At 61.3% G+C, this 21,182-nt stretch carries 14 protein-coding genes; 11 read left to right on the top strand and 3 right to left on the bottom strand.

Annotated elements, in window-relative coordinates:
• The first annotated feature begins 407 nt into the window (after positions 1 to 407).
• From B1722_RS16955 to B1722_RS16940, 3 genes are all read left to right on the top strand, one after another.
• Positions 408 to 3,860, top strand: a complete 3,453-nt coding sequence (locus B1722_RS16955) for a GMC family oxidoreductase N-terminal domain-containing protein (protein WP_086793575.1) — start codon at positions 408 to 410, stop codon at positions 3,858 to 3,860.
• A 197-nt stretch (positions 3,861 to 4,057) separates the two neighbouring features.
• The gene (locus B1722_RS16945; protein ID WP_086793570.1) at positions 4,058 to 5,926 is read left to right on the top strand and encodes a hypothetical protein; all 1,869 of its coding nucleotides are present in this window, start codon (positions 4,058 to 4,060) and stop codon (positions 5,924 to 5,926) included.
• Between the two features lie 25 nt (positions 5,927 to 5,951).
• Positions 5,952 to 7,196, top strand: a complete 1,245-nt coding sequence (locus B1722_RS16940) for a metallophosphoesterase (protein ID WP_041069883.1) — start codon at positions 5,952 to 5,954, stop codon at positions 7,194 to 7,196.
• Between the two features lie 115 nt (positions 7,197 to 7,311).
• Here B1722_RS16940 and gbcA read toward each other — a convergent pair whose 3' ends face one another.
• Positions 7,312 to 8,604 carry a glycine-betaine demethylase subunit GbcA gene (gene gbcA, locus B1722_RS16935; RefSeq protein ID WP_041069886.1) on the bottom strand — a complete coding sequence of 431 codons (1,293 nt, stop codon included), beginning with the start codon at positions 8,602 to 8,604 and terminating at the stop codon, positions 7,312 to 7,314.
• Positions 8,605 to 8,886: 282 nt separating this feature from the next.
• Between gbcA and gbcB the strand changes: the two genes are divergently transcribed.
• Positions 8,887 to 9,987, top strand: coding sequence for a glycine-betaine demethylase subunit GbcB (gene gbcB / locus B1722_RS16925; RefSeq protein ID WP_041069889.1), 1,101 nt, complete (start codon positions 8,887 to 8,889; stop codon positions 9,985 to 9,987).
• Positions 9,988 to 10,088: 101 nt separating this feature from the next.
• Here gbcB and B1722_RS16920 read toward each other — a convergent pair whose 3' ends face one another.
• Together B1722_RS16920 and B1722_RS16915 are read right to left on the bottom strand one after the other, a co-directional pair.
• A complete protein-coding gene (locus B1722_RS16920) occupies positions 10,089 to 10,913 on the bottom strand; it encodes an NAD(P)-dependent oxidoreductase (protein WP_041069892.1) in 825 nt (274 codons plus the stop codon).
• Between the two features lie 263 nt (positions 10,914 to 11,176).
• Positions 11,177 to 12,217 carry a low specificity L-threonine aldolase gene (locus B1722_RS16915; RefSeq protein ID WP_016772826.1) on the bottom strand — a complete coding sequence of 347 codons (1,041 nt, stop codon included), beginning with the start codon at positions 12,215 to 12,217 and terminating at the stop codon, positions 11,177 to 11,179.
• A gap of 126 nt (positions 12,218 to 12,343) precedes the next feature.
• Here B1722_RS16915 and B1722_RS16910 point away from each other — a divergent pair, with 126 nt between their 5' ends.
• From B1722_RS16910 to purU, 7 genes are all read left to right on the top strand, one after another.
• Entirely contained in the window at positions 12,344 to 13,054 is a 711-nt protein-coding gene (locus B1722_RS16910) for a TraX family protein (protein ID WP_086793568.1), read from the top strand.
• 284 nt (positions 13,055 to 13,338) lie between these two features.
• Complete coding sequence (glyA, locus tag B1722_RS16905; protein ID WP_007962601.1) at positions 13,339 to 14,592, top strand: serine hydroxymethyltransferase; 1,254 nt, start codon at positions 13,339 to 13,341, stop codon at positions 14,590 to 14,592.
• 20 nt (positions 14,593 to 14,612) lie between these two features.
• Positions 14,613 to 15,863, top strand: coding sequence for a sarcosine oxidase subunit beta (locus B1722_RS16900; RefSeq protein ID WP_003206307.1), 1,251 nt, complete (start codon positions 14,613 to 14,615; stop codon positions 15,861 to 15,863).
• Between the two features lie 14 nt (positions 15,864 to 15,877).
• Positions 15,878 to 16,207: a sarcosine oxidase subunit delta gene (locus B1722_RS16895; RefSeq protein WP_047596487.1), complete on the top strand. Its 330-nt coding sequence runs from the start codon at positions 15,878 to 15,880 to the stop codon at positions 16,205 to 16,207.
• Positions 16,204 to 19,221, top strand: coding sequence for a sarcosine oxidase subunit alpha (locus tag B1722_RS16890; RefSeq protein WP_086793566.1), 3,018 nt, complete (start codon positions 16,204 to 16,206; stop codon positions 19,219 to 19,221). The genes B1722_RS16895 and B1722_RS16890 overlap by 4 nt, the downstream gene beginning before the upstream one ends.
• A 180-nt stretch (positions 19,222 to 19,401) precedes the next feature.
• On the top strand, positions 19,402 to 20,034 hold the full coding sequence (locus B1722_RS16885; protein WP_008086919.1) for a sarcosine oxidase subunit gamma: 633 nt from the start codon (positions 19,402 to 19,404) through the stop codon (positions 20,032 to 20,034).
• 221 nt (positions 20,035 to 20,255) lie between these two features.
• The gene (gene purU / locus B1722_RS16880; RefSeq protein WP_086793564.1) at positions 20,256 to 21,113 is read left to right on the top strand and encodes a formyltetrahydrofolate deformylase; all 858 of its coding nucleotides are present in this window, start codon (positions 20,256 to 20,258) and stop codon (positions 21,111 to 21,113) included.
• Positions 21,114 to 21,182 lie beyond the last annotated feature (69 nt).

The raw sequence follows: 21,182 nt of genomic DNA, 5'->3' as shown, positions 1-21,182 counted from the left end.
TACCCCCATTTGCTGTGGGTGCCTATGTGGATAACTTGTTCGCCAAACCCTGCAAGCCCCGCCGGCCATAGTCCAAACAGCAATTGATCAGATTTCATACAGTTCTAAGGCGTTGCCTTGACTTCGATTCCTGCGCTGTCTTCACTGCAATGGCACAAGGACAGCCGTCACTTATCCACATCTGGTTCTGGGAGAACGCATGATGGATAGCCGCCCACATCGCCATCCCCCCTCGCCACGCAAGCGCACGTTACGTCGTGCGGCCAATCAACGCGCTCGTCTGTAGCGACCTCCTGCTTTAACCGCTGTGCTGTCGCCGGGCTCGACCCGGAGGCCAGGTGCCCGTTCGCCCATTGATTGCAGGCAACCGCAGAGTTGCCCCATCTGCCTGAGAGAGGAACACCCTCATGACACGCATCGCAACGCCCATCAGTGAAATCAAGGAACACTATGACGTGATCGTTATCGGCTCCGGCTATGGCGGCGGCATTGCTGCGTCGCGCCTGTCCCGGGCCGGCAAGCAGGTGTGCCTGCTCGAACGCGGGCGGGAAATTCAGCCCGGCGAATACCCCAACACCATGATCGCCGCGACTGAAGAGCTGCAGGTGCATGACCCGGACGGCCACATTGGCTCGCGCACCGGCCTGTTCGATCTGCACGTGAATGCCCAGCAGAATGTGGTGGTGGGTTGTGGACTCGGCGGTACGTCGTTGATCAACGCCAACGTGGCACTGGAGCCTGAGCCCGGGGTGTTCGACGACCCGCGCTGGCCGCAAGCGGTACGCGAACACCGCGATACCTTGCTCAAGGACGGTTACGCCCGCGCCCGGGAAATGCTCAAACCGAATCCGTACCCGAACAGCGCACCGAACTTGCCCAAGCTCGACGCCAACAAAAAGTCGGCGGACTACCTCAAGCAAGGCGCGCATTTCTACAAGCCACCGATCAACGTGACCTTCGACAAACTGCCGAACAATCTCAACCACGTCGGCGTCGAACAACTGCCGTGCAACCAGTGCGGCGACTGTGTATCGGGCTGTAACAACAAGGCCAAGAACACCACGCTGATGAACTATCTGCCGGATGCCTGGAACCACGGCGCGGAGATTTTCTGCCAGGCCGAAGTGCGTCATCTGGAGCGCGACGGCGATGGCTGGATCGTGCACTTCCAGTACCTCGACAGCGGTCGCGAGAAATTCGACGCACCGACGCTGTTCGTGAAAGCCGACATCGTGGTGGTGTCTGCCGGCACCCTGGGTTCCACCGAGATTCTGTTGCGTTCGCGGGACAAAGGCCTGGTGATGTCCGGCCAGCTCGGTCAGAACATGAGCGGTAACGGTGACATTCTCGGCTTCGGCCACAACTGCGAGCAGACCATCAACGGCATCGGCTTCGGCGCGCATTCGGCCAAAGAGCTGCAACCGGTCGGCCCGTGCATCACCTCGGTCATCGACATGCGCACCGAAGGTGACTGGCGCAGCCGCATGGTCATCGAGGAGGGTTCGATCCCCGGCGCGCTCGGCCGGCCAATGGTGCCGGCGATGGCCGGGTTTGCCGAGATGATCGGCAAGGCCACCGACGACAGTTTCAGTGGCAAGCTTGGCTACAAGGAGCGCGAGGCCGAAAGTTTCCTGCGCGGCCCGTATTACGGCGCGCTGCACAACATGCAGACCTACCTGATCATGAGCCACGACAGTGGCCAGGGCCGGATGCTGCTCGACAACAAGGACCAGTTGCGCATCGACTGGCCGGGCGTCGGCGAGCAGGAAAACTTCAAGCTCGGCAACGAACGTCTATACCAGAGCACCAAGGCACTGGGCGGGGTCTGGGTCGAGAACCCGATCTGGACCCAGCTGCTCAAGCACAGCATCGTCTCGGTGCATCCGCTGGGCGGTTGCGTGATGGGTGAAGACGCGGCGCAAGGCGTGGTCAATCACAAGGGCCAGGTGTTCAGCGGCGCGGCCGGCACCGATGTCTACGCCAGTCTTTACGTGACGGACGGCGCGGTGATCCCGACCTCGCTGGCGGTCAATCCGCTGCTGACCATCTCCGCCGTGAGCGAGCGCAACATGGGCCTGCTCGCCGCTGACCGGGGTTGGCACATTGACTACACACTGCCCTCGGCACCGCGCAAACAGGTGGCCCCGCCGACCCTCGGCGTGCAGTTCACCGAAACCATGAAGGGCTATTTCTCCCGCGCTTTCACCGCCGCACAAAGCACCGATCTGAAAGTCTACGAAGCGGCGGCCAAACGCGGCGAGGCGGACAACTCGCCCATCGACTTCACCCTGACCATCACCGCCAACGACCTCAACCGGATGATCAAGGAGCCGCAACATGCCGCGACCATCGTCGGCACGGTCAACGCCCCGGCGCTGTCGTCGCAACCGCTGACCGCCAGCAACGGCGTGTTCAACCTGTTCGAACAGTTCGAGCAGCAGGTCGACACGCGGCACATGAAATACGACATGAAACTGACCGCCGAGGACGGCAGCGACTATTACTTCAGCGCCTTCAAAACCGTGCCGGAAGACAACGGCGTGCTGAATATCTGGCACGACACCAGCACCCTGTACGTGACGCTGTATCGCGGGTCGGACAAGTCGGGCGAGGTGATCGGCTCCGGGGTGATGCACATTCATCCGACCGATTTCGCCAAGCAGATGACCACCATGAAAGTGCTCAATGCGCGCAACGAGCGTGAGCGCATCGAAGGCCTGGCGCGCTTCGGCAAGTTTTTCGCCGGGATTCTCTGGGAGAGTTACGGCGGGGTGTTTGCCGGTGACAAATACTTCAACCCCGACGCGCCGCCACGCCTGAAACGGCCGCTGGATGCGCCAACCCCGGCGGTGCATTTCTTCCCCACCGAGGACGGCGTCGAACTGCGCCTGACCCGTTATCAGGCCGGCAGCAAAGGCCCGGTGATGCTGGTGCATGGCTTGGGTGTCGGTTCGAATATCTTTTCCACCGACACCATCCAGACCAACCTGCTGGAGTACTTGTGCAAGCACGACTATGACGTGTGGCTGCTGGATTTCCGGGTAAGCATTCTGTTGCCGGCGAGCAAGAAGGAATGGAACGGCGACCAGATCGCCCAGTACGACTTCAAGGCTGCCATCGCGCAGATTCAGCAAGAGACCCAGGCCAAAGACGTGCAATGCGTGGTGCATTGCTACGGTGCGACGACGTTCTTCATGTCGCTGTTGGCGGGGTTGCGAGGCGTGCGTTCGGTGGTCTGCTCGCAGATTGCCGCTGACACCGTGGTCGCCACGGCCACCGGGTTGAAGGCCGGCCTGCACTTGCCGGGGATGCTCGATGCGATCGGTATCAAATCGATGACCGCTTACGCCGACAGCAAGGAAAACTGGTTCAACCGCCTCTACGACAAAGCCCTCAACGGCTACGCGCGGATCGAAGCGCAGGGTTATTGCACCAACCCGGTGTGCCACCGCATCACCTTCATGTACGCCTCGTTGTACCGCCACGACACCCTTAACGAAACCCTGCACGACAACCTGCATGAACTGTTCGGCGAGTCGAACATCGAGACCTTCGAGCATTTGGCGCTGATCGTGCGCAAAGGGCATTTGGTGGATTTCAAGGGCAACGATGTGTATATGCCGCACTTCGAGCGGCTGACGATGCCGATCTGCTTTATCAGCGGCGCGGAGAACCAGTGTTATCTGCCGGAAAGCACCCTCAAGACCTACCAGCGCGTCTGCGCAGTCCACGGGCCGGAACGCTACAGCCGGCACGTAGTGCCAGGTTACGGCCACATCGACTGCATGTTCGGCAAGAACGCGGTGGTGGATGTGTACCCGCTCATCCTTGAACACCTGGAGAAAACGGCCCTCGGTTGATGAGGTTTTCCTGTGGCGAGGGAGCTTGCTCCCGCTGGGCTGCGAAGCGGCCCCAAAATCTGAGCGTGCGGTTTTCCTGAAACACCGCATTTGCCGGGTTTACGACGCTTCGCCGCCGAGCGGGAGCAAGTTCCCTCGCCACAAAAGCTCATCACACAGAGGGACTCTCCTAAGGTCTGCACAAGGAAATGGAAGACATGGACAGCTACATCCGCTGGTTTCAACGCTTCATCTGGCTCGGCATTGCGATGAACATGGTGTTCGCGATCCCGGCGCTGTTCGCGCCGGGGTTGCTGACATCGGTGGTCGGTCTGCCGCCGCAACTCTCCGACCCGTGGCTGGAAAACGCCGGGATGCTGCTGGTGGGCATCAGCGTGTTTTACATGCCGTCGGGCTTCAACGCGCCGCGCTATGTGGTGCATTCCTGGCTGTGCGTACTGACGCGGCTGATCGCCGTGGTGTTCTGGATTTACCTGATCAACACCAGCAGCCAAGGCTCGGTGTTCGTGCCGATGCTGCTGGGCGATCTGAGCTTTTTCCTGATCCTCGGCATTCTGCTGTACCTCGGCACCACGCCCGCGAACCGGCCATGGGCGCTGCTGTGCGATGGCTGTCGCGAGTGGCGTGCTGCCTGGGCGCGGCAATGGCAGAGCCACGCCTTCAAGGTCGGCACGCTGGTGGTTGTCGCGGTATTGGGGTTTATCGGTTACGAGACCTGGTACCAGATGCTGCGGGTTGTGCCGGAGCAGGAATACGCCTCCGACGAGGATCACTACAAATACGCCGCGATTGGCCTGGGTATCGAAGCGCGGATCCCGTATTACCTGTTCGCCGTACTGCCGCAGATGTGCCCGGAAAAACTGCCCAAGCCCGGCGGCTGGGAGGTCTTCGGCTTTCTCTATGAGAACGGCAAGGACCTGCCGATCGGCATGGCCAAGCGGCAGATCGGCTACCCGACCGTGGAACCGAACTGCGCGCTGTGTCACACCGGCTCCTACCGGGCCAATGCCAGCGACGTCGCGGTCAACGTGCCCAGCGCGCCGGCCAACACCCTGCAACTGCAAGCCTTTCAGTGGTTCGCCTACGATTGTGCCAGCGACCCGAAATTCACCACCGATGCAGTAATGGCGGCGATCAACGGCAAATTCCAGCTGGGTTTTTTCGAGAAGCTCTACAACCGCTACCTGATCATCCCGATGGCGAAAAGCGCTTTGCTCAAACAGAAGCAGGCCTACGCCTGGCAGAAGCTGCGGCCGCAACAGGGCCCGGGTCGCACCGACACCTTCAACCCGACGAAAATGGTGGTGTTCGGCTTCCCGGATGACTCGACCATCGGCACCGTCGACCTGCCGCAAGTCTGGAACCAGAAGCCGCGGGAATCGATGTACCTGCATTGGGACGGCAATAACAACAAGATCCACGAACGCAACTACGCCGCTGCAATGGCCGTGGGCGCGACCCCGGAATCGGTGCTGCCGCCGAGCTTCAACCGGGTGACCAACTGGCTGCTCGGGCACAAGGCGCCGGCGTGGCCGTGGGCACTGGATCAGGCCAAGGTCGCCCAGGGCAAACCAATCTGGGACGCCAATTGCGCCGCGTGCCACGACTTCGGTCGCGCCGACACCGGGCAAGTGACCACCAACATCGATCAGCTCGGCACCGATCCACATCGGCTGGACTCATTCACCACCGGTCTGGTGACGGCGTTCCACACCTTCAAGAAACCGCCGTTCGACTTCGGCGCTTATCGCAAGACCCAGAGCTACAGCAACACGCCGACCGATGGCATCTGGCTGCGCGCGCCGTACCTGCACAACGGTTCGGTGCCGACCCTGTGGGACTTGCTGCAACCGCCGGAAAAACGCCCGGTGGTGTTCATCACCGGCTCCGATGTCTACGACCCGGTCAACGTCGGTTTTGTCACCACGGGTGCCCAGGCCAAAGCCTCGGCGGACTTCAAATACGACACGCGGCTGGAGGGCAACCACAACAGCGGTCACCTGTATGGCACCACGCTGTCGGACGACGACAAGCGTGCGTTGATCGAATTCATGAAAACCCTGTGAACCCCTACGGATAGAGGATTACGCCATGTCAGCGGTCGGTCATCTGAAGCATGAGTACGACAAGGTAAAGGTGCGTTTGCACGGCCTGTTCACGCGAGTGGAAATGGCCTGGATGAAGCTCATCAGCGAACTGGAACCCGAGGAGTTCCAGGCCATCATCAAGTTGCTCCAGCGCGGCCACGATCAGGCGCAATACGTGCTGAAAAATGGCGAGCTGCCGGACGACGGACCGGCGGTGCCGTGGGAGTTGTCCCACGGTCTGTCGATCCTGCGCATCGGCAATGCCACGCCGTTGCCGCAATCGCCCGATCAATTGCAGACCAAGGTGCTCAAGGACGGCACGCTGCTGGGATGTCGCAAATGGGAACTGCTGGATCTGCTGTGGAGCGAGGCGCTGCTCAAGTGGATCGAAAACCTGCGCCATCACGCGACCTTCGGCACTGACCCGGCAATGGTGACCATGGATCGCGAAGTGACGCTGGCGATTGCCGGTGACTGGGGCACCGGGCCGTTCAACAGCCACGCGCCGGCGGTGTCGGTGGCCAACCAGATGCAACGGGCCAATGCCGATTTCACCATTCACCTGGGGGACGTTTATTACGCTGGCAGCCACTCCCAGGAAGACACCGACATGGCGGGCTGGCCGATGGGCACCCACGGCTCGTTCACCCTCAATTCCAACCACGAGATGTACAGCGGCGCCCACGGTTACTTCAAGGAACTGGCCGCGCGTTTTCCGGGGCAGCAGGGCACCAGCTACTTTGCCCTGATCAACGACGACTGGCTGATTGTCGGGCTGGACACCGCGTACGCTTCGGATGTCATGAACCTGTACATGGACGGCACCCTGAACAAACCGCAGATCGAGTGGATGAAGGGCTTGCCGAAACGCAAGAAACTCATGGTGCTCAGCCACCATCAGGGCTTCGACATCACCGGGCACCACAAGACCGCGCTGTATCAACCGGTGTGCGATGCGCTGGGGCGCGAGCCTGATTACTGGTATTGGGGGCATCTGCACAACGGCATCGTTTACGCCGCCCAGGGCGGACTGCATGCGCGTTGTGCCGGCCACGGAGCCATTCCCTATGGCACCACCAGCGAGCTGAACGGCCATTCGCGGGTGCTGTTTTCGGAGACGCAGGACGCGAACGATCCGGACTATCCGCTGCGGGTGCTGAATGGGTACGCGAAAATCCGGCTGGTGGGGGAGGAGATTTTTGAGGAGTTTATTGGGGAGGATGGCAGTTTGAGGTGGTCATCGAAGTGATGCGATGACAGTGATGACGCTATCGCTGGCAAGCCAGCTCCCACAGGTTTTGCGGTGTACACGGTATCTGTAAACACCATCGACCACTGTGGGAGCTGGCTTGCCAGCGATGCTTTTAGCCCTGAACAGGCACGCCTTTGAGGTACGGCGCCGGCTCGGCCCCGAGGTTGTTCAGCATCCGCTCGCTGTACCAGTCCACGAAGTTGACCACGCCAAACTCATAGGTCTTCGAGTACGGCCCCGGCTGATAAGCCGTGGAGTTGATCCCGCGCTGGTTTTCTTCGGCCAGACGCCGGTCCTGGTCGTTGGTCGCGTCCCACACCTGGCGCATGCGTTCGACGTCGTAATCCACGCCTTCGACGGCGTCCTTGTGCACCAGCCATTTGGTGGTAACCATGGTTTCCTGGGCGCTGATCGGCCACACGGTGAACACGATGATGTGGTCGCCCATGCAGTGGTTCCACGAGTGCGGCAGGTGCAGAATGCGCATCGAACCCAGGTCCGGATTCTTGATCCGGCCCATCAGCTTGGCGCAGCCCTGTTTGCCGTCCATGGTCATCGACACGGTGCCCTTGAGCAGCGGCATGCGCACGATGCGGTTGCGCAGGCCGAAACTGGCGTGGGCGTAAGGGATTTTCTCGGCTTCCCAGGCAGCAGCAGACGCGGCAACGTGATCCTTGAACGCCTGATCGGCGCGCGGGTCGGTGACGTCGTCCCATTCCAGCAGGGTTTTCAGCAATTCAGGGTGCGAGCCGCCGCAGTGGTAGCACTCGCGGTTGTTTTCCAGCACCAGTTTCCAGTTGGCCTTTTCCATCAAGGTGGTTTGCACTGCCACCTTGGTGTTCTCCATGTCGTACGGTTCCATGTAGTGGTTCAGCGTCGACAGGAAGTCATCGATGGCCGGCGGGTTTTCCGCCAGGCTGATGAAGATGTAGCCGCCGGCCGTCTTCACGTTCACCGGTTTGAGGCCGTACTGCTTCATGTCGAAGTCGGCGCCCATCTCGGTACCGGCGAACAGCAGGCGACCGTCCAGCTCGTAGGTCCATTGGTGGTAGTGGCAGACCAGTTTGGCAACCTTGCCCTTGTCGCTGGTGCACAGGCGCGAGCCTCGGTGGCGACAGACGTTGTGGAACGCATGCACCACACCCTCGGCGCCACGAATGACGATGATCGGGTTCTTGCCGATCTGCAGGGTGATGTAGTTGCCCTTGGCCGGGATCTCGCAGGTCATGCCGGCGATCAACCATTCCTTTTGGAAGATTTCCTGCATGTCGATATCGAACAGGCGTTCATCGTTATAGAACGGCTGCGGCAGCGAAAAAGTACGTTCGCGCTCCTGCAGCATCTGTGCGGTGGCCTTGCGTGCGGGTTCCAGCGGGTCGCCCAGGCTGATTTTTGCGGTGTCCATCAATGTGATCCTCAAGGCCATCTGCGTGGCCGGCGAAAGTGGCTGATCAGGGTTGCTACGCAAGGTGTAAAGAATTCGTCTTGGTGTGTGGCGAGTGTGGGGCCGGCGCTGCCCGGAACCTTATCCATGGGCGACATGGTGCAATCTGTTCCCGACGCGCAACCCCCGGTGGTTGGGGGCTGGTCGCGATAAGTATGCCGATGTCGCGGATAGGTAAACGGGCGGTTCACGCTATACGCAGAATCGCCACATGAAGGCCGACAGTCGGCCGTGGAGAACAGCATGTCCAACAGCTTCCTGAATCCGGTCACCACCCAGACCTGGGCCAATGGCCGACACATCGTCCGTTGCGTCAAAGTCATCCAGGAAACCTGGGACGTACGCACCTTCTGCTTCATGGCCGACCAGCCGATCCTGTTCTTCTTCAAGCCTGGGCAGTTTGTAACCCTGGAGCTGGAAATCGACGGTCAGCCGATCATGCGTTCGTACACCATCTCCAGTTCGCCGTCGGTGCCGTACAGCTTCTCGGTGACCATCAAGCGCGTGCCGGGCGGCAAGGTTTCCAACTGGTTGCACGACACCCTGCATGAAGGCCAGGAGCTGGCGGTGCACGGGCCGGTCGGGCTGTTCAATGCCATCGACTTCCCGAGCCCGAAAGTGCTGTATCTCAGCGGTGGTGTGGGGATCACCCCGTGCATGTCGATGGCGCGCTGGTTCTACGACACCAACGCCAATGTCGACATGACCTTTATCCACAGCGCCCGCTCGCCGAAAGACATCATTTATCACCGCGAGCTGGAGCACATGGCGTCGCGGATCGACAACTTCAGCCTGCACCTGATCTGCGAGAAACACGGGCTGGGCGAGCCGTGGGCCGGCTATCGCGGCTACCTCAATCACAAGATGCTGGAGCTGATGGTTCCCGACTTCCTTGAGCGCGAAGTGTTCTGCTGCGGCCCGACGCCGTACATGACCGCCGTCAAGCGCCTGCTCGAAGCCGCCGGCTACGACATGTCGCGTTATCACGAGGAATCCTTCGGTGCGACTCCTCCTGAAGCCCGCGCCGACGCGGTGGAGCAAGCCGAACAGGCCGCCGAGGCACCGGAAATCGATGCGGCGGATCTGCATCAGGTCGAGTTCACCGCCTCCGGCAAGAGCATTCGCGTGGCCCCGGGCGAAACCGTGCATGCAGCGGCGGCCAAGCTGGGCCTGATGATTCCGAAAGCTTGCGGCATGGGCATTTGCGGCACGTGCAAGGTGATGAAACTGGGCGGCGAAGTGGAGATGGAGCACAACGGCGGGATTACCGAGGACGACGAGGCCGAGGGGTACATTCTGTCGTGCTGCAGCGTGCCTAAAGGCGACGTCAGAATCGAATTCTGAGCCGGATCCCTGTAGGAGCTGCCGAAGGCTGCGATCTTTTGATCTTGATCTTAAAAGCAAGATCAAAAGATCGCAGCCTTCGGCAGCTCCTACAGGGGGATTCAATCCACGAACAAGTCAGGCATCAGGGTTGCATTACTGTCCGGTTCGAATCGGTAGTGATCGAATTCAGTCACGCCGTGCTCACGCAAAATTTCTTCGTCGATCAGCAGTCGTCCAGTGATCTGCCGCTGGCTGCTATTCAGAATCACGTGCGCCGCATCCGCCATGATCGAAGGCAGGCGCGCATGCTTGAACGACTCGCGGTTCCCCAGCTGAAACTCGATCGCCGCCGTGGCAATCATCGTCTGCGGCCACAGCGAATTGACGCTGATGCCGTAACTGGCGAATTCCTCGCTCATGCCCACCGTCAGCATGCTCATGCCGTACTTGGTCACGGTGTAAGGGCTGTACTGGGCGAACCATTTGCTCGCCAGATTCAGTGGCGGCGACAGGTTGAGGATGTGCCCGGCGGATTTCTTCAGATAGGGCAGGGCGGCCTGGCTGCACAGCAACACGGCGCGGGTGTTGATCTGGTGCATCAGGTCGAACCGCTTGAGTTCGATGTGTTGCACACCGGTCAACTTGATCGCCCCGGCATTGTTCACCAGCGCATCGATGCCACCGAAATGCGCGTTGGCCTGGGCCAGCGCACGGCGCACCGCGTCTTCATCACGTACATCCAGTTGCAGCGCCAAGGCGTTGCCGCCGGCCGCTTCGACTTCTGCGGCGACGCTGTGGATGGTGCCCGGCAATTTCGGATGGGCTTCGGCGCTCTTGGCCGCAATCACGATATTGGCCCCGTCCTTCGCGGCCCGCAGCGCAATCTCACGCCCGATGCCACGGCTGGCGCCGGTGATGAACAGGGTTTTGCCTTGTAGCGACATGCCGATGCTCCTGCTTGTTGTTATGTGAGCGGAGGGCTCGACAGACAATGTAGCCCAAGCAGCTGGCGCGATAGGGGCGGCGAAGTGAACTTGTGGCGAGGGAGCTTGCTCCCGCTCGGCTGCGCAGCAGTCGTAAACCCAGGCAATGCGGTTTGTCTGACGAACCGCCTACTCAGGTTTTGGGGGCTGCTACGCAGCCCAGCGGGAGCAAGCTCCCTCGCCACAGGGGAGCAACTCGTTACAGGCGTTCATTTGCCAAGGAATCAGGCGGACATCACTTCGCGGATATCGCGGGCCAGTTCGCGCACACGTTCTTCTTCGGTGTCCCACGAGCACATGAAACGCGCGCCGCCCTTGCCGATGAAGGTGTAGAAGCGCCAGTTCTTGGCGGTCAGCGCGGCGATGGCCGGTTCCGAGAGTTGCAGGAACACGCCGTTGGCCTGCACCGGGAACATCAGTTCCACACCCGGGATGTCGCTGACCAGCTCGGCCAGCAGTTGCGCGCAGTGGTTGGCGTGGCGGGCGTATTTGAGCCAGGCGTCGTTTTCGAGGATGCCGACCCACGGTGCCGAGAGGAAGCGCATTTTCGACGCCAGTTGCCCGGCCTGTTTGCAGCGGTAATCGAAGTCTTCGGCCAGTTTGTGGTTGAAGAACAGGATTGCCTCACCCACCGCCATGCCGTTTTTGGTGCCGCCGAAGCACAACACATCGACGCCGGCTTTCCAGGTCAGGTCGGCTGGCGAGCAGCCGAGGAACGCGCAGGCGTTGGAGAAGCGCGCGCCGTCCATGTGCAGGTGCAGGCCCAGTTCCTTGCAGGTGGCGCTGATGGCGCGGACTTCTTCCGGGGTATAGACGCTGCCGACTTCAGTGGCCTGGGTCAGGGTCACGACCCGTGGTTTCGGGTAGTGGATGTCCTGGCGCTTGAGCGCGACTTCGCGGATCGACTGCGGGGTGATCTTGCCGTTTTCGGTGCCGGCGATCAGCAGTTTCGAGCCGTTGGAGAAGAATTCCGGCGCGCCGCATTCGTCGGTTTCGACGTGGGCGGTTTCCGAGCAGATCACGCTGTGGTAACTCTGGCACAGCGACGACAGTGCGAGCGAGTTGGCGGCAGTGCCGTTGAACGCGAAGAACACCTCGCAGTCGGTTTCGAACAGCTTGCGGAAATGGTCGGCCGCACGTGCGGTCCATTCATCGTCGCCATAAGCGCGCTGGTGGCCGTGGTTGGCCTGTTCCATGGCGGCCCAGGCTTCGGGGCAGATGCCGGAGTAGTTGTCGCTGGCGAATTGTTGGCTCTTGTCGGTCATGGCCGGCTTCCGTGGTCGAGACTCTTGTGAAGGCTCGTGGTCAATGAGGGTGCGCACTTTACCGAAGATCTTCCGGGGAGCACACGGGATGTCACTGTCAGGAAATTACCAGTTTGTTACCCGATTATGCACGTGACTAAACGCGACGGCGCGCTGGATCTGCTCAAGTGGCTGGCGCTGCTGAGCATGCTGCTCGATCACCTGCGATATGTCGGGATCAGCGCCGATTGGCTGTATGTGCCGGGGCGCATGGCATTCCCGTGGTTCTGTCTGGCGATGGCGGCGAACCTGGCCCGGGCCGGTGCGCAGAAGACCGAGTGGCGTTATCTGGGCTGGTTGCTGCTGTTCAGTCTGGTCAGCGAGATTCCTTACCGCTTGTACATTCCCGATCCCGACACCTTGAACGTGATGCCCACTCTGGCGCTGGGGTTGCTGGTGGTGCGGGGCTGGCAGGATCGTACGGTGTTGTCGCGGCTTTTGGGCGCGGGCGCCTTGCTGCTGGCGGCGCTGTTTTCGCAGTGGCTGATGTTCGGCATATTTGGCGTGCTGTTGCCGCTGGCGCTGCTGTGGGTGATCCGTCGCCCCTGGTATTTCGGCCTGCTGCCGGGGCTGGTGTGTCTGGCGGGCAATCAGTGGCGGGTGCTGTATGAGGCGGCGCAGTTCGGCAACTACGTGGCGGTGTTTGGTATCGCGGCGTGTCTGATTGCGCCATTGCTCGGGATGTTCCTGTTGCGACATGCGCGACATCTCCAGTCACCGCCAATGCGACGCTGGGGCTATGCCCTCTATCCTGCACATTTCCTCCTGCTGCTACTTATCCGCCAAGTCGCCGCATAACCCTGTGGGAGCAGGCTTGCCAGCGATAGCGGTGGGTCAGCCGTCATCAATGCCAGATGTGCTATCGCCGTCGCTGGCAAGCCAGCTCCCACAGGGTTCTTCAGTGTTTTCGAGATCGAGTCTGGCAAGACCATTTCGAGCCATGTCGTAAACGCACCTTTGTGTGGCGTCCGTAGGCATCTGGGCTGTCTGCGCCGGCCATACCATCGCATCAAAGGGCACCTCCGCAAGCCGCGTGCCTGACCAAGACGAAATGGCGCACCGACGCCGCTGGGAGAGACGCGATGTTCAGCAAGCAAGACCAGATCCAGGGTTACGACGATGCACTGCTGGCGGCGATGAATGCCGAGGAGCAACGTCAGGAAGATCACATCGAGCTGATCGCGTCGGAGAACTACACCAGCAAACGCGTGATGCAAGCGCAAGGCAGCGGCCTGACCAACAAATACGCCGAAGGTTATCCGGGCAAGCGCTACTACGGTGGTTGCGAGCATGTGGATAAAGTCGAAGCGCTGGCCATCGAACGCGCCAAGCAACTGTTCGGTGCCGATTACGCCAACGTCCAGCCGCACTCCGGTTCCTCGGCCAACAGCGCCGTGTATCTGGCACTGATCCAGCCGGGCGACACCATTCTCGGTATGAGCCTCGCTCATGGCGGTCACCTGACCCACGGCGCGAAAGTCTCGTCCTCGGGCAAGCTGTACAACGCGGTGCAGTACGGGATCAACACCGACACCGGGCTGATCGATTACGACGAAGTTGAGCGTCTGGCCGTCGAGTGCAAGCCGAAGATGATCGTTGCCGGTTTCTCTGCTTATTCGAAGACGCTGGACTTCCCGCGCTTCCGCCAGATCGCCGACAAAGTGGGTGCGCTGCTGTTCGTCGACATGGCCCACGTTGCCGGTCTGGTCGCTGCTGGCCTGTACCCGAATCCGCTGCCGTACGCCGACGTGGTCACCACCACTACCCACAAGACCCTGCGCGGTCCACGTGGCGGGCTGATCCTGGCCAAGTCCAACGAAGAGATCGAGAAAAAGCTCAACGCCGCGGTATTCCCCGGCGCCCAAGGCGGCCCGCTGATGCACGTCATCGCCGGTAAAGCCGTGTGCTTCAAGGAAGCGCTGGAGCCAGGCTTCAAGGCCTATCAGCAGCAAGTGATCGACAACGCTCAGGCGATGGCCAGCGTGTTTATCAAACGTGGCTACGATGTAGTCTCCGGCGGTACCGACAACCACCTGTTCCTGGTCAGCCTGATCCGTCAGGGCCTGACCGGCAAAGATGCTGACGCTGCCCTCGGCCGTGCGCACATCACCGTCAACAAGAACGCCGTGCCGAACGACCCGCAGTCGCCGTTCGTGACCTCGGGCCTGCGTATCGGCACCCCGGCCGTCACCACCCGCGGCTTCAAGGTCGCCCAGTGCGAAGTGCTGGCCGGCTGGATCTGCGACATCCTCGACAACCTCGGTGACGCCGACGTTGAAGCGAATGTGGCCAAGAACGTCGCGGCACTGTGCGCCGACTACCCGGTTTATCGCTGAGCGGTTTGGAGTAAATGACTATGCAACGCTATTCGGGCTTCGGCCTCTTCAAACACTCCCTCAGCCACCACGAGAACTGGCAGCGCATGTGGCGCACGCCGACGCCGAAGAAGGTCTACGACGTGGTCATCGTCGGCGGTGGCGGGCACGGTCTGGCGACCGCCTACTACCTGGCGAAAGAGCACGGCATCACCAACGTCGCCGTGGTCGAGAAGGGCTGGCTGGGCGGCGGTAACACCGCGCGCAATACCACCATCGTGCGCTCCAACTACCTGTGGGACGAGTCGGCGCACCTGTACGAACACGCGATGAAACTGTGGGAAGGCCTGTCGCAGGATCTGAACTACAACGTGATGTTCTCCCAGCGCGGCGTCTACAACCTGTGCCACACCCTGCAGGACATTCGTGATTCCGAGCGTCGGGTCAGCGCCAACCGCCTCAACGGCGTTGACGGCGAACTGCTCAACGCCAAGCAAGTGGCCGACGAGATCCCGTACCTCGACTGCTCGAAAAACACCCGCTACCCGGTGATGGGCGCGACCGTGCAGCGTCGTGGTGGCGTCGCTCGTCACGATGCCGTGGCCTGGGGCTTTGCCCGTGCCGCCGACGCCTTGGGCGTGGATCTGATCCAGCAGACCGAAGTCATCGGTTTTCGCAAGGAAAACGGCGTGTGCATCGGCGTTGAAACCAACAAGGGTTTCATCGGCGCCAAACGCGTCGGCGTGGTCACCGCCGGTAACTCCGGACACATGGCCAAGCTCGCCGGTTTCCGTCTGCCGATCGAATCTCACCCGCTGCAAGCGCTGGTGTCCGAGCCGATCAAACCGATTATCGACAGCGTGATTATGTCCAACGCCGTGCACGGTTACATCAGCCAGTCCGACAAGGGCGACCTGGTGATCGGCGCCGGTATCGACGGCTACAACGGCTATGGCCAGCGCGGTTCGTACCCGGTGATCGAGCACACCATCCAGGCCATCGTCGAGATGTTCCCGGTGCTGTCGCGGGTGCGCATGAACCGCCAGTGGGGCGGCATCGTCGACACCACGCCGGACGCTTGCCCGATCATTTCGAAAACCCCGGTACCGAACATGTTCTTCAACTGCGGTTGGGGCACCGGCGGCTTCAAGGCCACACCTGGCTCGGGCAACGTGTTTGCCGCGAGTCTGGCCAAGGGTGAAATGCACCCATTGGCGGCACCGTTCTCCATCGACCGTTTCCACAACGGCGCACTCATCGACGAACACGGCGCTGCTGCCGTCGCCCACTAACAGGAGAAATCCCCATGTTGCATATCTTCTGTCCTCACTGCGGCGAACTGCGCTCCGAAGAGGAATTCCATGCATCCGGTCAGGCGCACATTCCGCGTCCGCTGGATCCGAACGCCTGCACCGATGAAGAGTGGGGCGACTACATGTTCTTCCGCGACAACCCGCGCGGTCTGCACCATGAGCTGTGGGATCACGTCGCCGGTTGCCGCCAGTACTTCAACGTCACTCGCGACACCGTGACCTACGAGATTCTCGAAACCTACAAGATCGGCACCAAGCCGCAATTCACCGACAAGGCTGATTCGGCGAAAACAGCCACGACGGCGCTGGGAGAGAAGGTATGAGCCAGACCAATCGCCTGTCCAACGGTGGACGGATCGACCGCAACAAAGTGCTGAGCTTCACCTTCAACGGTCAGAGCTACAAAGGCTTCGAGGGCGACTCCCTGGCCTCGGCACTGATCGCCAACGGCGTCGACATCATCGGCCGCAGCTTCAAGTATTCGCGTCCTCGCGGGATCTTCGCCGCCGGTGCCGAAGAGCCGAACGCCGTGCTGCAGATCGGGGCCACCGAAGCCACGCAGATTCCCAACGTGCGCGCCACGCAACAGGCGCTGTACCAAGGCCTGGTCGCCACCAGCACCAACGGCTGGCCGAGCGTCAACAACGACATGATGGGCATTCTCGGCAAGGTCGGCGGCAAGCTGATGCCGCCGGGTTTCTACTACAAAACCTTCATGTACCCGCAATCGTTCTGGATGACGTACGAGAAGTACATTCGCAAGGCTGCCGGTCTGGGCCGTTCGCCGACCGAAGTCGATCCGGACACCTACGACTACATGAACCAGCACTGCGACGTGCTGATCGTCGGCGCCGGCCCTGCCGGTCTCGCCGCGGCCCTGGCGGCTGCGCGCAGTGGTGCGCGGGTGATTCTCGCCGATGAGCAGGAAGAGTTCGGCGGCAGCCTGCTCGATTCTCGCGAAAGCCTCGACGGCAAACCGGCGATCGAGTGGGTGGCCAGCGTCATCGCTGAACTGAAGAACACTCCGGACGTGCTGCTGTTGCCGCGCGCCACGGTCAACGGCTACCACGACCACAACTTCCTGACCATTCACGAACGCCTCACCGATCACCTCGGTGACCGTGCGCCTATCGGCCAGGTGCGTCAGCGCATTCACCGCGTCCGCGCCAAGCGTGTGGTGCTGGCGACCGGCGCCCACGAGCGTCCGCTGGTCTACGGCAACAACGACGTGCCGGGCAACATGCTCGCCGGTGCGGTCTCGACTTACGTGCGCCGTTACGGTGTGGCACCGGGCAAGAAGCTGGTGCTGACCACCAACAACGATCACGCCTACCGCGTGGCGCTGGACTGGCTCGACGCCAGTCTGCAAGTGGTGGCCATTGCTGATGCACGGAGCAATCCGCGTGGTGCACTGGTAGAAGAAGCCCGTGCCAAAGGCATTCGCATCCTCACCGGCAGCGCCGTGATCGAGGCCCGTGGCAGCAAGCGCGTCACCGCTGCCCGCGTTGCCGCGATTGACGTCAAAGCGCACACCGTGACCAGCCCGGGCGAATGGCTCGACTGCGACGTGATCGCCAGTTCCGGCGGTTACAGCCCTGTCGTGCACCTGGCTTCGCACCTCGGTGGCAAGCCGATTTGGCGTGAAGACATCCTCGGTTTCGTACCGGGCGAAGCACCGCAGAAGCGTGTGTGCGTCGGCGGCATCAACGGCGTTTACGGCCTCGGAGATTCGCTGGCCGATGGTTTCGAAGGTGGCGCACGCGCTGCCAGTGAAGCCGGTTTCGCGGTGGTCGAAGGCACGCTGCCAAAAGCGCTGAGCCGTCTCGAAGAAGCGACCCTGGCGCTGTTCCAGGTGCCGCACGAGAAGGGCACTTCGCGGGCGCCGAAACAATTCGTCGACCTGCAGAACGACGTCACCGCCGCCGCCATCGAACTGGCGACCCGCGAAGGTTTCGAGTCGGTCGAACATGTCAAACGCTACACCGCGCTGGGTTTCGGCACCGATCAGGGCAAGCTCGGCAACGTCAACGGCCTGGCCATCGCTGCCCGCTCGCTGAACGTGACCATCCCGCAGATGGGCACCACGATGTTCCGCCCGAACTACACGCCGGTAACGTTCGGCGCGGTAGCCGGTCGTCACTGTGGGCATATCTTCGAGCCGGTACGCTACACCGCGTTGCATCAATGGCACCTGAAAAACGGCGCCGAGTTCGAAGACGTCGGCCAGTGGAAACGTCCATGGTACTTCCCGAAAAACGGTGAAGACATGCACGCCGCAGTGAAGCGCGAATGCAAAGCCGTGCGCGACAGCGTCGGCCTGCTCGACGCTTCGACCCTGGGCAAAATCGACATTCAAGGCCCGGATGCCCGTGAGTTCCTCAACCGCGTGTACACCAACGCCTGGACCAAGCTCGACGTGGGCAAGGCGCGTTACGGCCTGATGTGCAAAGAAGACGGCATGGTCTTCGACGACGGCGTGACGGCCTGCCTGGCCGACAACCATTTCGTCATGACCACCACCACTGGCGGCGCCGCGCGCGTGCTGCAATGGCTGGAGCTGTACCACCAGACCGAATGGCCTGAGATGAAGGTCTACTTCACCTCGGTCACCGACCACTGGGCGACCATGACCCTGTCCGGGCCGAACAGCCGCAAGCTGCTCAGTGCCGTGACCGACATCGACCTGGCCAACGAAGCGTTCCCGTTCATGACCTGGAAAGAGGGTCTGGTCGGCGGTGTGCCGGCGCGGGTGTTCCGTATCTCGTTTACCGGTGAACTGTCGTACGAAGTCAACGTCCAGGCCGACTACGCGATGGGCGTGCTGGAGAAAATCGTCGAGGCCGGCAAACAGTACAACCTGACTCCGTACGGCACCGAGACCATGCACGTCCTGCGGGCCGAGAAGGGTTTCATCATCGTCGGTCAGGACACCGACGGCTCGATGACTCCGGACGACCTGAACATGGGCTGGTGCGTCGGTCGCACCAAACCGTTCTCGTGGATCGGCCAGCGCGGCATGAACCGTGAAGATTGCGTGAAGGATCAGCGTAAACAACTGGTGGGTCTGAAGCCGATCGACCCGAACGTCTGGCTGCCGGAAGGTGCGCAACTGGTGTTCAACACCAAGCAGGCGATCCCGATGACCATGGTCGGCCACGTGACCTCCAGCTACGCGCACAACTCCCTCGGCTATTCGTTTGCCATGGGTGTGGTCAAGGGCGGTCTGAAGCGCATGGGCGAGCGGGTGTTTGCACCGCTGGCTGATGGCAGCGTGATCGAGGCGGAGATTGTTTCTTCGGTGTTCTTCGATCCGAAGGGTGATCGGCAGAACATCTGACAGCTTCGAACCCTGTGGTGTGGCGGATATCGCCTTCGCGAGCAGGCTCGCTCCCACAGGTTTCGGGTTGTTAATGGAATTTGTGTCAGGCATCAGTCCCCTGTGGGAGCGAGCTTGCTCGCGAAGGCGGCAGTGCAGCCACCACAAGGACCGGACCAACAGAATTGAGATAGGTGCTTTATGACCACAGCCAACGTGTACCAACAACGCCCGACCACCGGGGCCAAGGCCGAGTCGTCGCTGCACCATGCCGACCTCGCCAGCCTGGTCGGCAAGGGTCGCAAGAACGCCGGCGTCATCGTGCGTGAAAAGAAACTCCTCGGTCACCTGACCATTCGTGGCGATGGCCACGATGCAGCCTTCGCCGCCGGCGTGCACAAGGCCCTCGGCATTGAGTTGCCGGGCGCCCTGAGCGTCATCGTCAAAGGCGAAACCAGCCTGCAATGGATGGGCCCGGACGAGTGGCTGCTGATCGTACCAAGCGGTGAAGAGTTCGCCGCCGAGCAGAAACTGCGCGAAGCGCTGGGCGATCTGCACATCGCGATCGTCAACGTCAGCGGCGGCCAGCAGGTGCTCGAACTGAGCGGGCCGAACGTGCGTCAGGTGCTGATGAAATCCACCAGCTATGACGTGCACCCGAACAATTTTCCGGTCGGCAAAGCGGTGGGCACGGTGTTCGCCAAGTCGCAGCTGATGATTCGCCACACCGCCGAAGACACCTGGGAACTGCTGATCCGCCGTAGCTTCTCGGATTACTGGTGGTTGTGGTTGCAGGATGCTTCGGCCGAGTACGGGCTGAGCGTGCAGGCGTAACACTAAGTGGTTGCCGCGATTGCTTCTTGTGGCGAGGGAGCTTGCTCCCGCTCCGCTGCGAAGCAGTCGCAAAAACCTGCGAGCGCATTCTTTCTGGAAGAACGCGGTTGCTGATTTTTGGGTCGCTTCGCAACCCAGCGGGAGCAAGCTCCCTCGCCACAGAACTCATTCGCCACAGAGTTCACTCTGCTCACAGATGTTGAAACAGGAGTCACCGCACCATGAGCCGCGCCCCAGACACATGGATTCTGACCGCCGACTGCCCCAGCGTGCTCGGCACGGTGGACGCGGTGACGCGTTTTCTGTTCGAGCAGGGTTGCTACGTCACCGAGCACCATTCGTTCGATGACCGGCTCTCGGGCCGCTTCTTCATTCGCGTGGAATTCCGTCAGCCCGAGGGTTTCGACGAGCAGTCCTTCCGCGCCGGCCTCGCCGAGCGTGGTCAGGCGTTTGGCATGGTCTTCGAGCTGACTGCGCCGAACTACCGGCCGAAAGTGGTGATCATGGTCTCCAAGGCCGATCACTGCCTCAACGATTTGCTCTACCGCCAGCGCATCGGCCAGTTGTCGATGGACGTGGCGGCGGTGGTGTCCAACCACCCGGATCTCAAGCCGCTGGCCGACTGGCACCAGATTCCCTACTACCATTTCCCCCTCGACCCCAACGACAAGCCGTCGCAGGAGCGTCAGGTGTGGCAGGTGATCGAAGAGTCCGGCGCCGAACTGGTGATCCTCGCCCGCTACATGCAGGTGCTGTCACCGGAGTTGTGCCGCAAGCTCGATGGCAAGGCGATCAACATCCATCACTCGTTGCTGCCAGGGTTCAAGGGTGCCAAGCCGTATCACCAGGCCTACAACAAGGGCGTGAAGCTGGTCGGTGCGACGGCGCATTACATCAACAACGACCTCGATGAAGGGCCGATCATTGCCCAGGGCGTCGAGGCGGTGGATCACAGTCATTACCCGGAAGATTTGATCGCCAAGGGGCGTGATATCGAGGGCCTGACTTTGGCCCGGGCCGTGGGTTATCACATCGAAAGAAGGGTGTTTTTGAACGCCAACAGAACTGTCGTTCTTTAGATCGCCATCGCTGGCAAGCCAGCTCCCACAGGGATTTGTGTCGTACACAATTTTTGAGTTCCACCCGAA

The sequence above is a fragment of the Pseudomonas sp. SCPG-7 genome, from assembly GCF_002156405.1.
In the GTDB taxonomy this organism is placed as follows: Bacteria; Pseudomonadota; Gammaproteobacteria; order Pseudomonadales; family Pseudomonadaceae; genus Aquipseudomonas; species Aquipseudomonas parakoreensis.
The sequence above is the reverse complement of the archived record's forward strand: the minus strand, read 5'-3'. Positions and strand labels throughout refer to the sequence as shown.

What these genes read in the sequence shown, in the direction of transcription:
- B1722_RS16885 (WP_008086919.1), top strand. Translation starts at nt 19,402, where the DNA reads ATGACCACAGCCAACGTGTACCAACAACGCCCGACCACCGGGGCCAAG.
- B1722_RS16890 (WP_086793566.1), top strand. Translation starts at nt 16,204, where the DNA reads ATGAGCCAGACCAATCGCCTGTCCAACGGTGGACGGATCGACCGCAAC.
- B1722_RS16915 (WP_016772826.1), bottom strand. Translation starts at nt 12,217, where the DNA reads ATGACCGACAAGAGCCAACAATTCGCCAGCGACAACTACTCCGGCATC.
- purU (WP_086793564.1), top strand. Translation starts at nt 20,256, where the DNA reads ATGAGCCGCGCCCCAGACACATGGATTCTGACCGCCGACTGCCCCAGC.
- B1722_RS16910 (WP_086793568.1), top strand. Translation starts at nt 12,344, where the DNA reads ATGCACGTGACTAAACGCGACGGCGCGCTGGATCTGCTCAAGTGGCTG.
- B1722_RS16900 (WP_003206307.1), top strand. Translation starts at nt 14,613, where the DNA reads ATGCAACGCTATTCGGGCTTCGGCCTCTTCAAACACTCCCTCAGCCAC.
- B1722_RS16920 (WP_041069892.1), bottom strand. Translation starts at nt 10,913, where the DNA reads ATGTCGCTACAAGGCAAAACCCTGTTCATCACCGGCGCCAGCCGTGGC.
- gbcB (WP_041069889.1), top strand. Translation starts at nt 8,887, where the DNA reads ATGTCCAACAGCTTCCTGAATCCGGTCACCACCCAGACCTGGGCCAAT.
- B1722_RS16945 (WP_086793570.1), top strand. Translation starts at nt 4,058, where the DNA reads ATGGACAGCTACATCCGCTGGTTTCAACGCTTCATCTGGCTCGGCATT.
- B1722_RS16940 (WP_041069883.1), top strand. Translation starts at nt 5,952, where the DNA reads ATGTCAGCGGTCGGTCATCTGAAGCATGAGTACGACAAGGTAAAGGTG.
- B1722_RS16955 (WP_086793575.1), top strand. Translation starts at nt 408, where the DNA reads ATGACACGCATCGCAACGCCCATCAGTGAAATCAAGGAACACTATGAC.
- glyA (WP_007962601.1), top strand. Translation starts at nt 13,339, where the DNA reads ATGTTCAGCAAGCAAGACCAGATCCAGGGTTACGACGATGCACTGCTG.
- B1722_RS16895 (WP_047596487.1), top strand. Translation starts at nt 15,878, where the DNA reads ATGTTGCATATCTTCTGTCCTCACTGCGGCGAACTGCGCTCCGAAGAG.
- gbcA (WP_041069886.1), bottom strand. Translation starts at nt 8,604, where the DNA reads ATGGACACCGCAAAAATCAGCCTGGGCGACCCGCTGGAACCCGCACGC.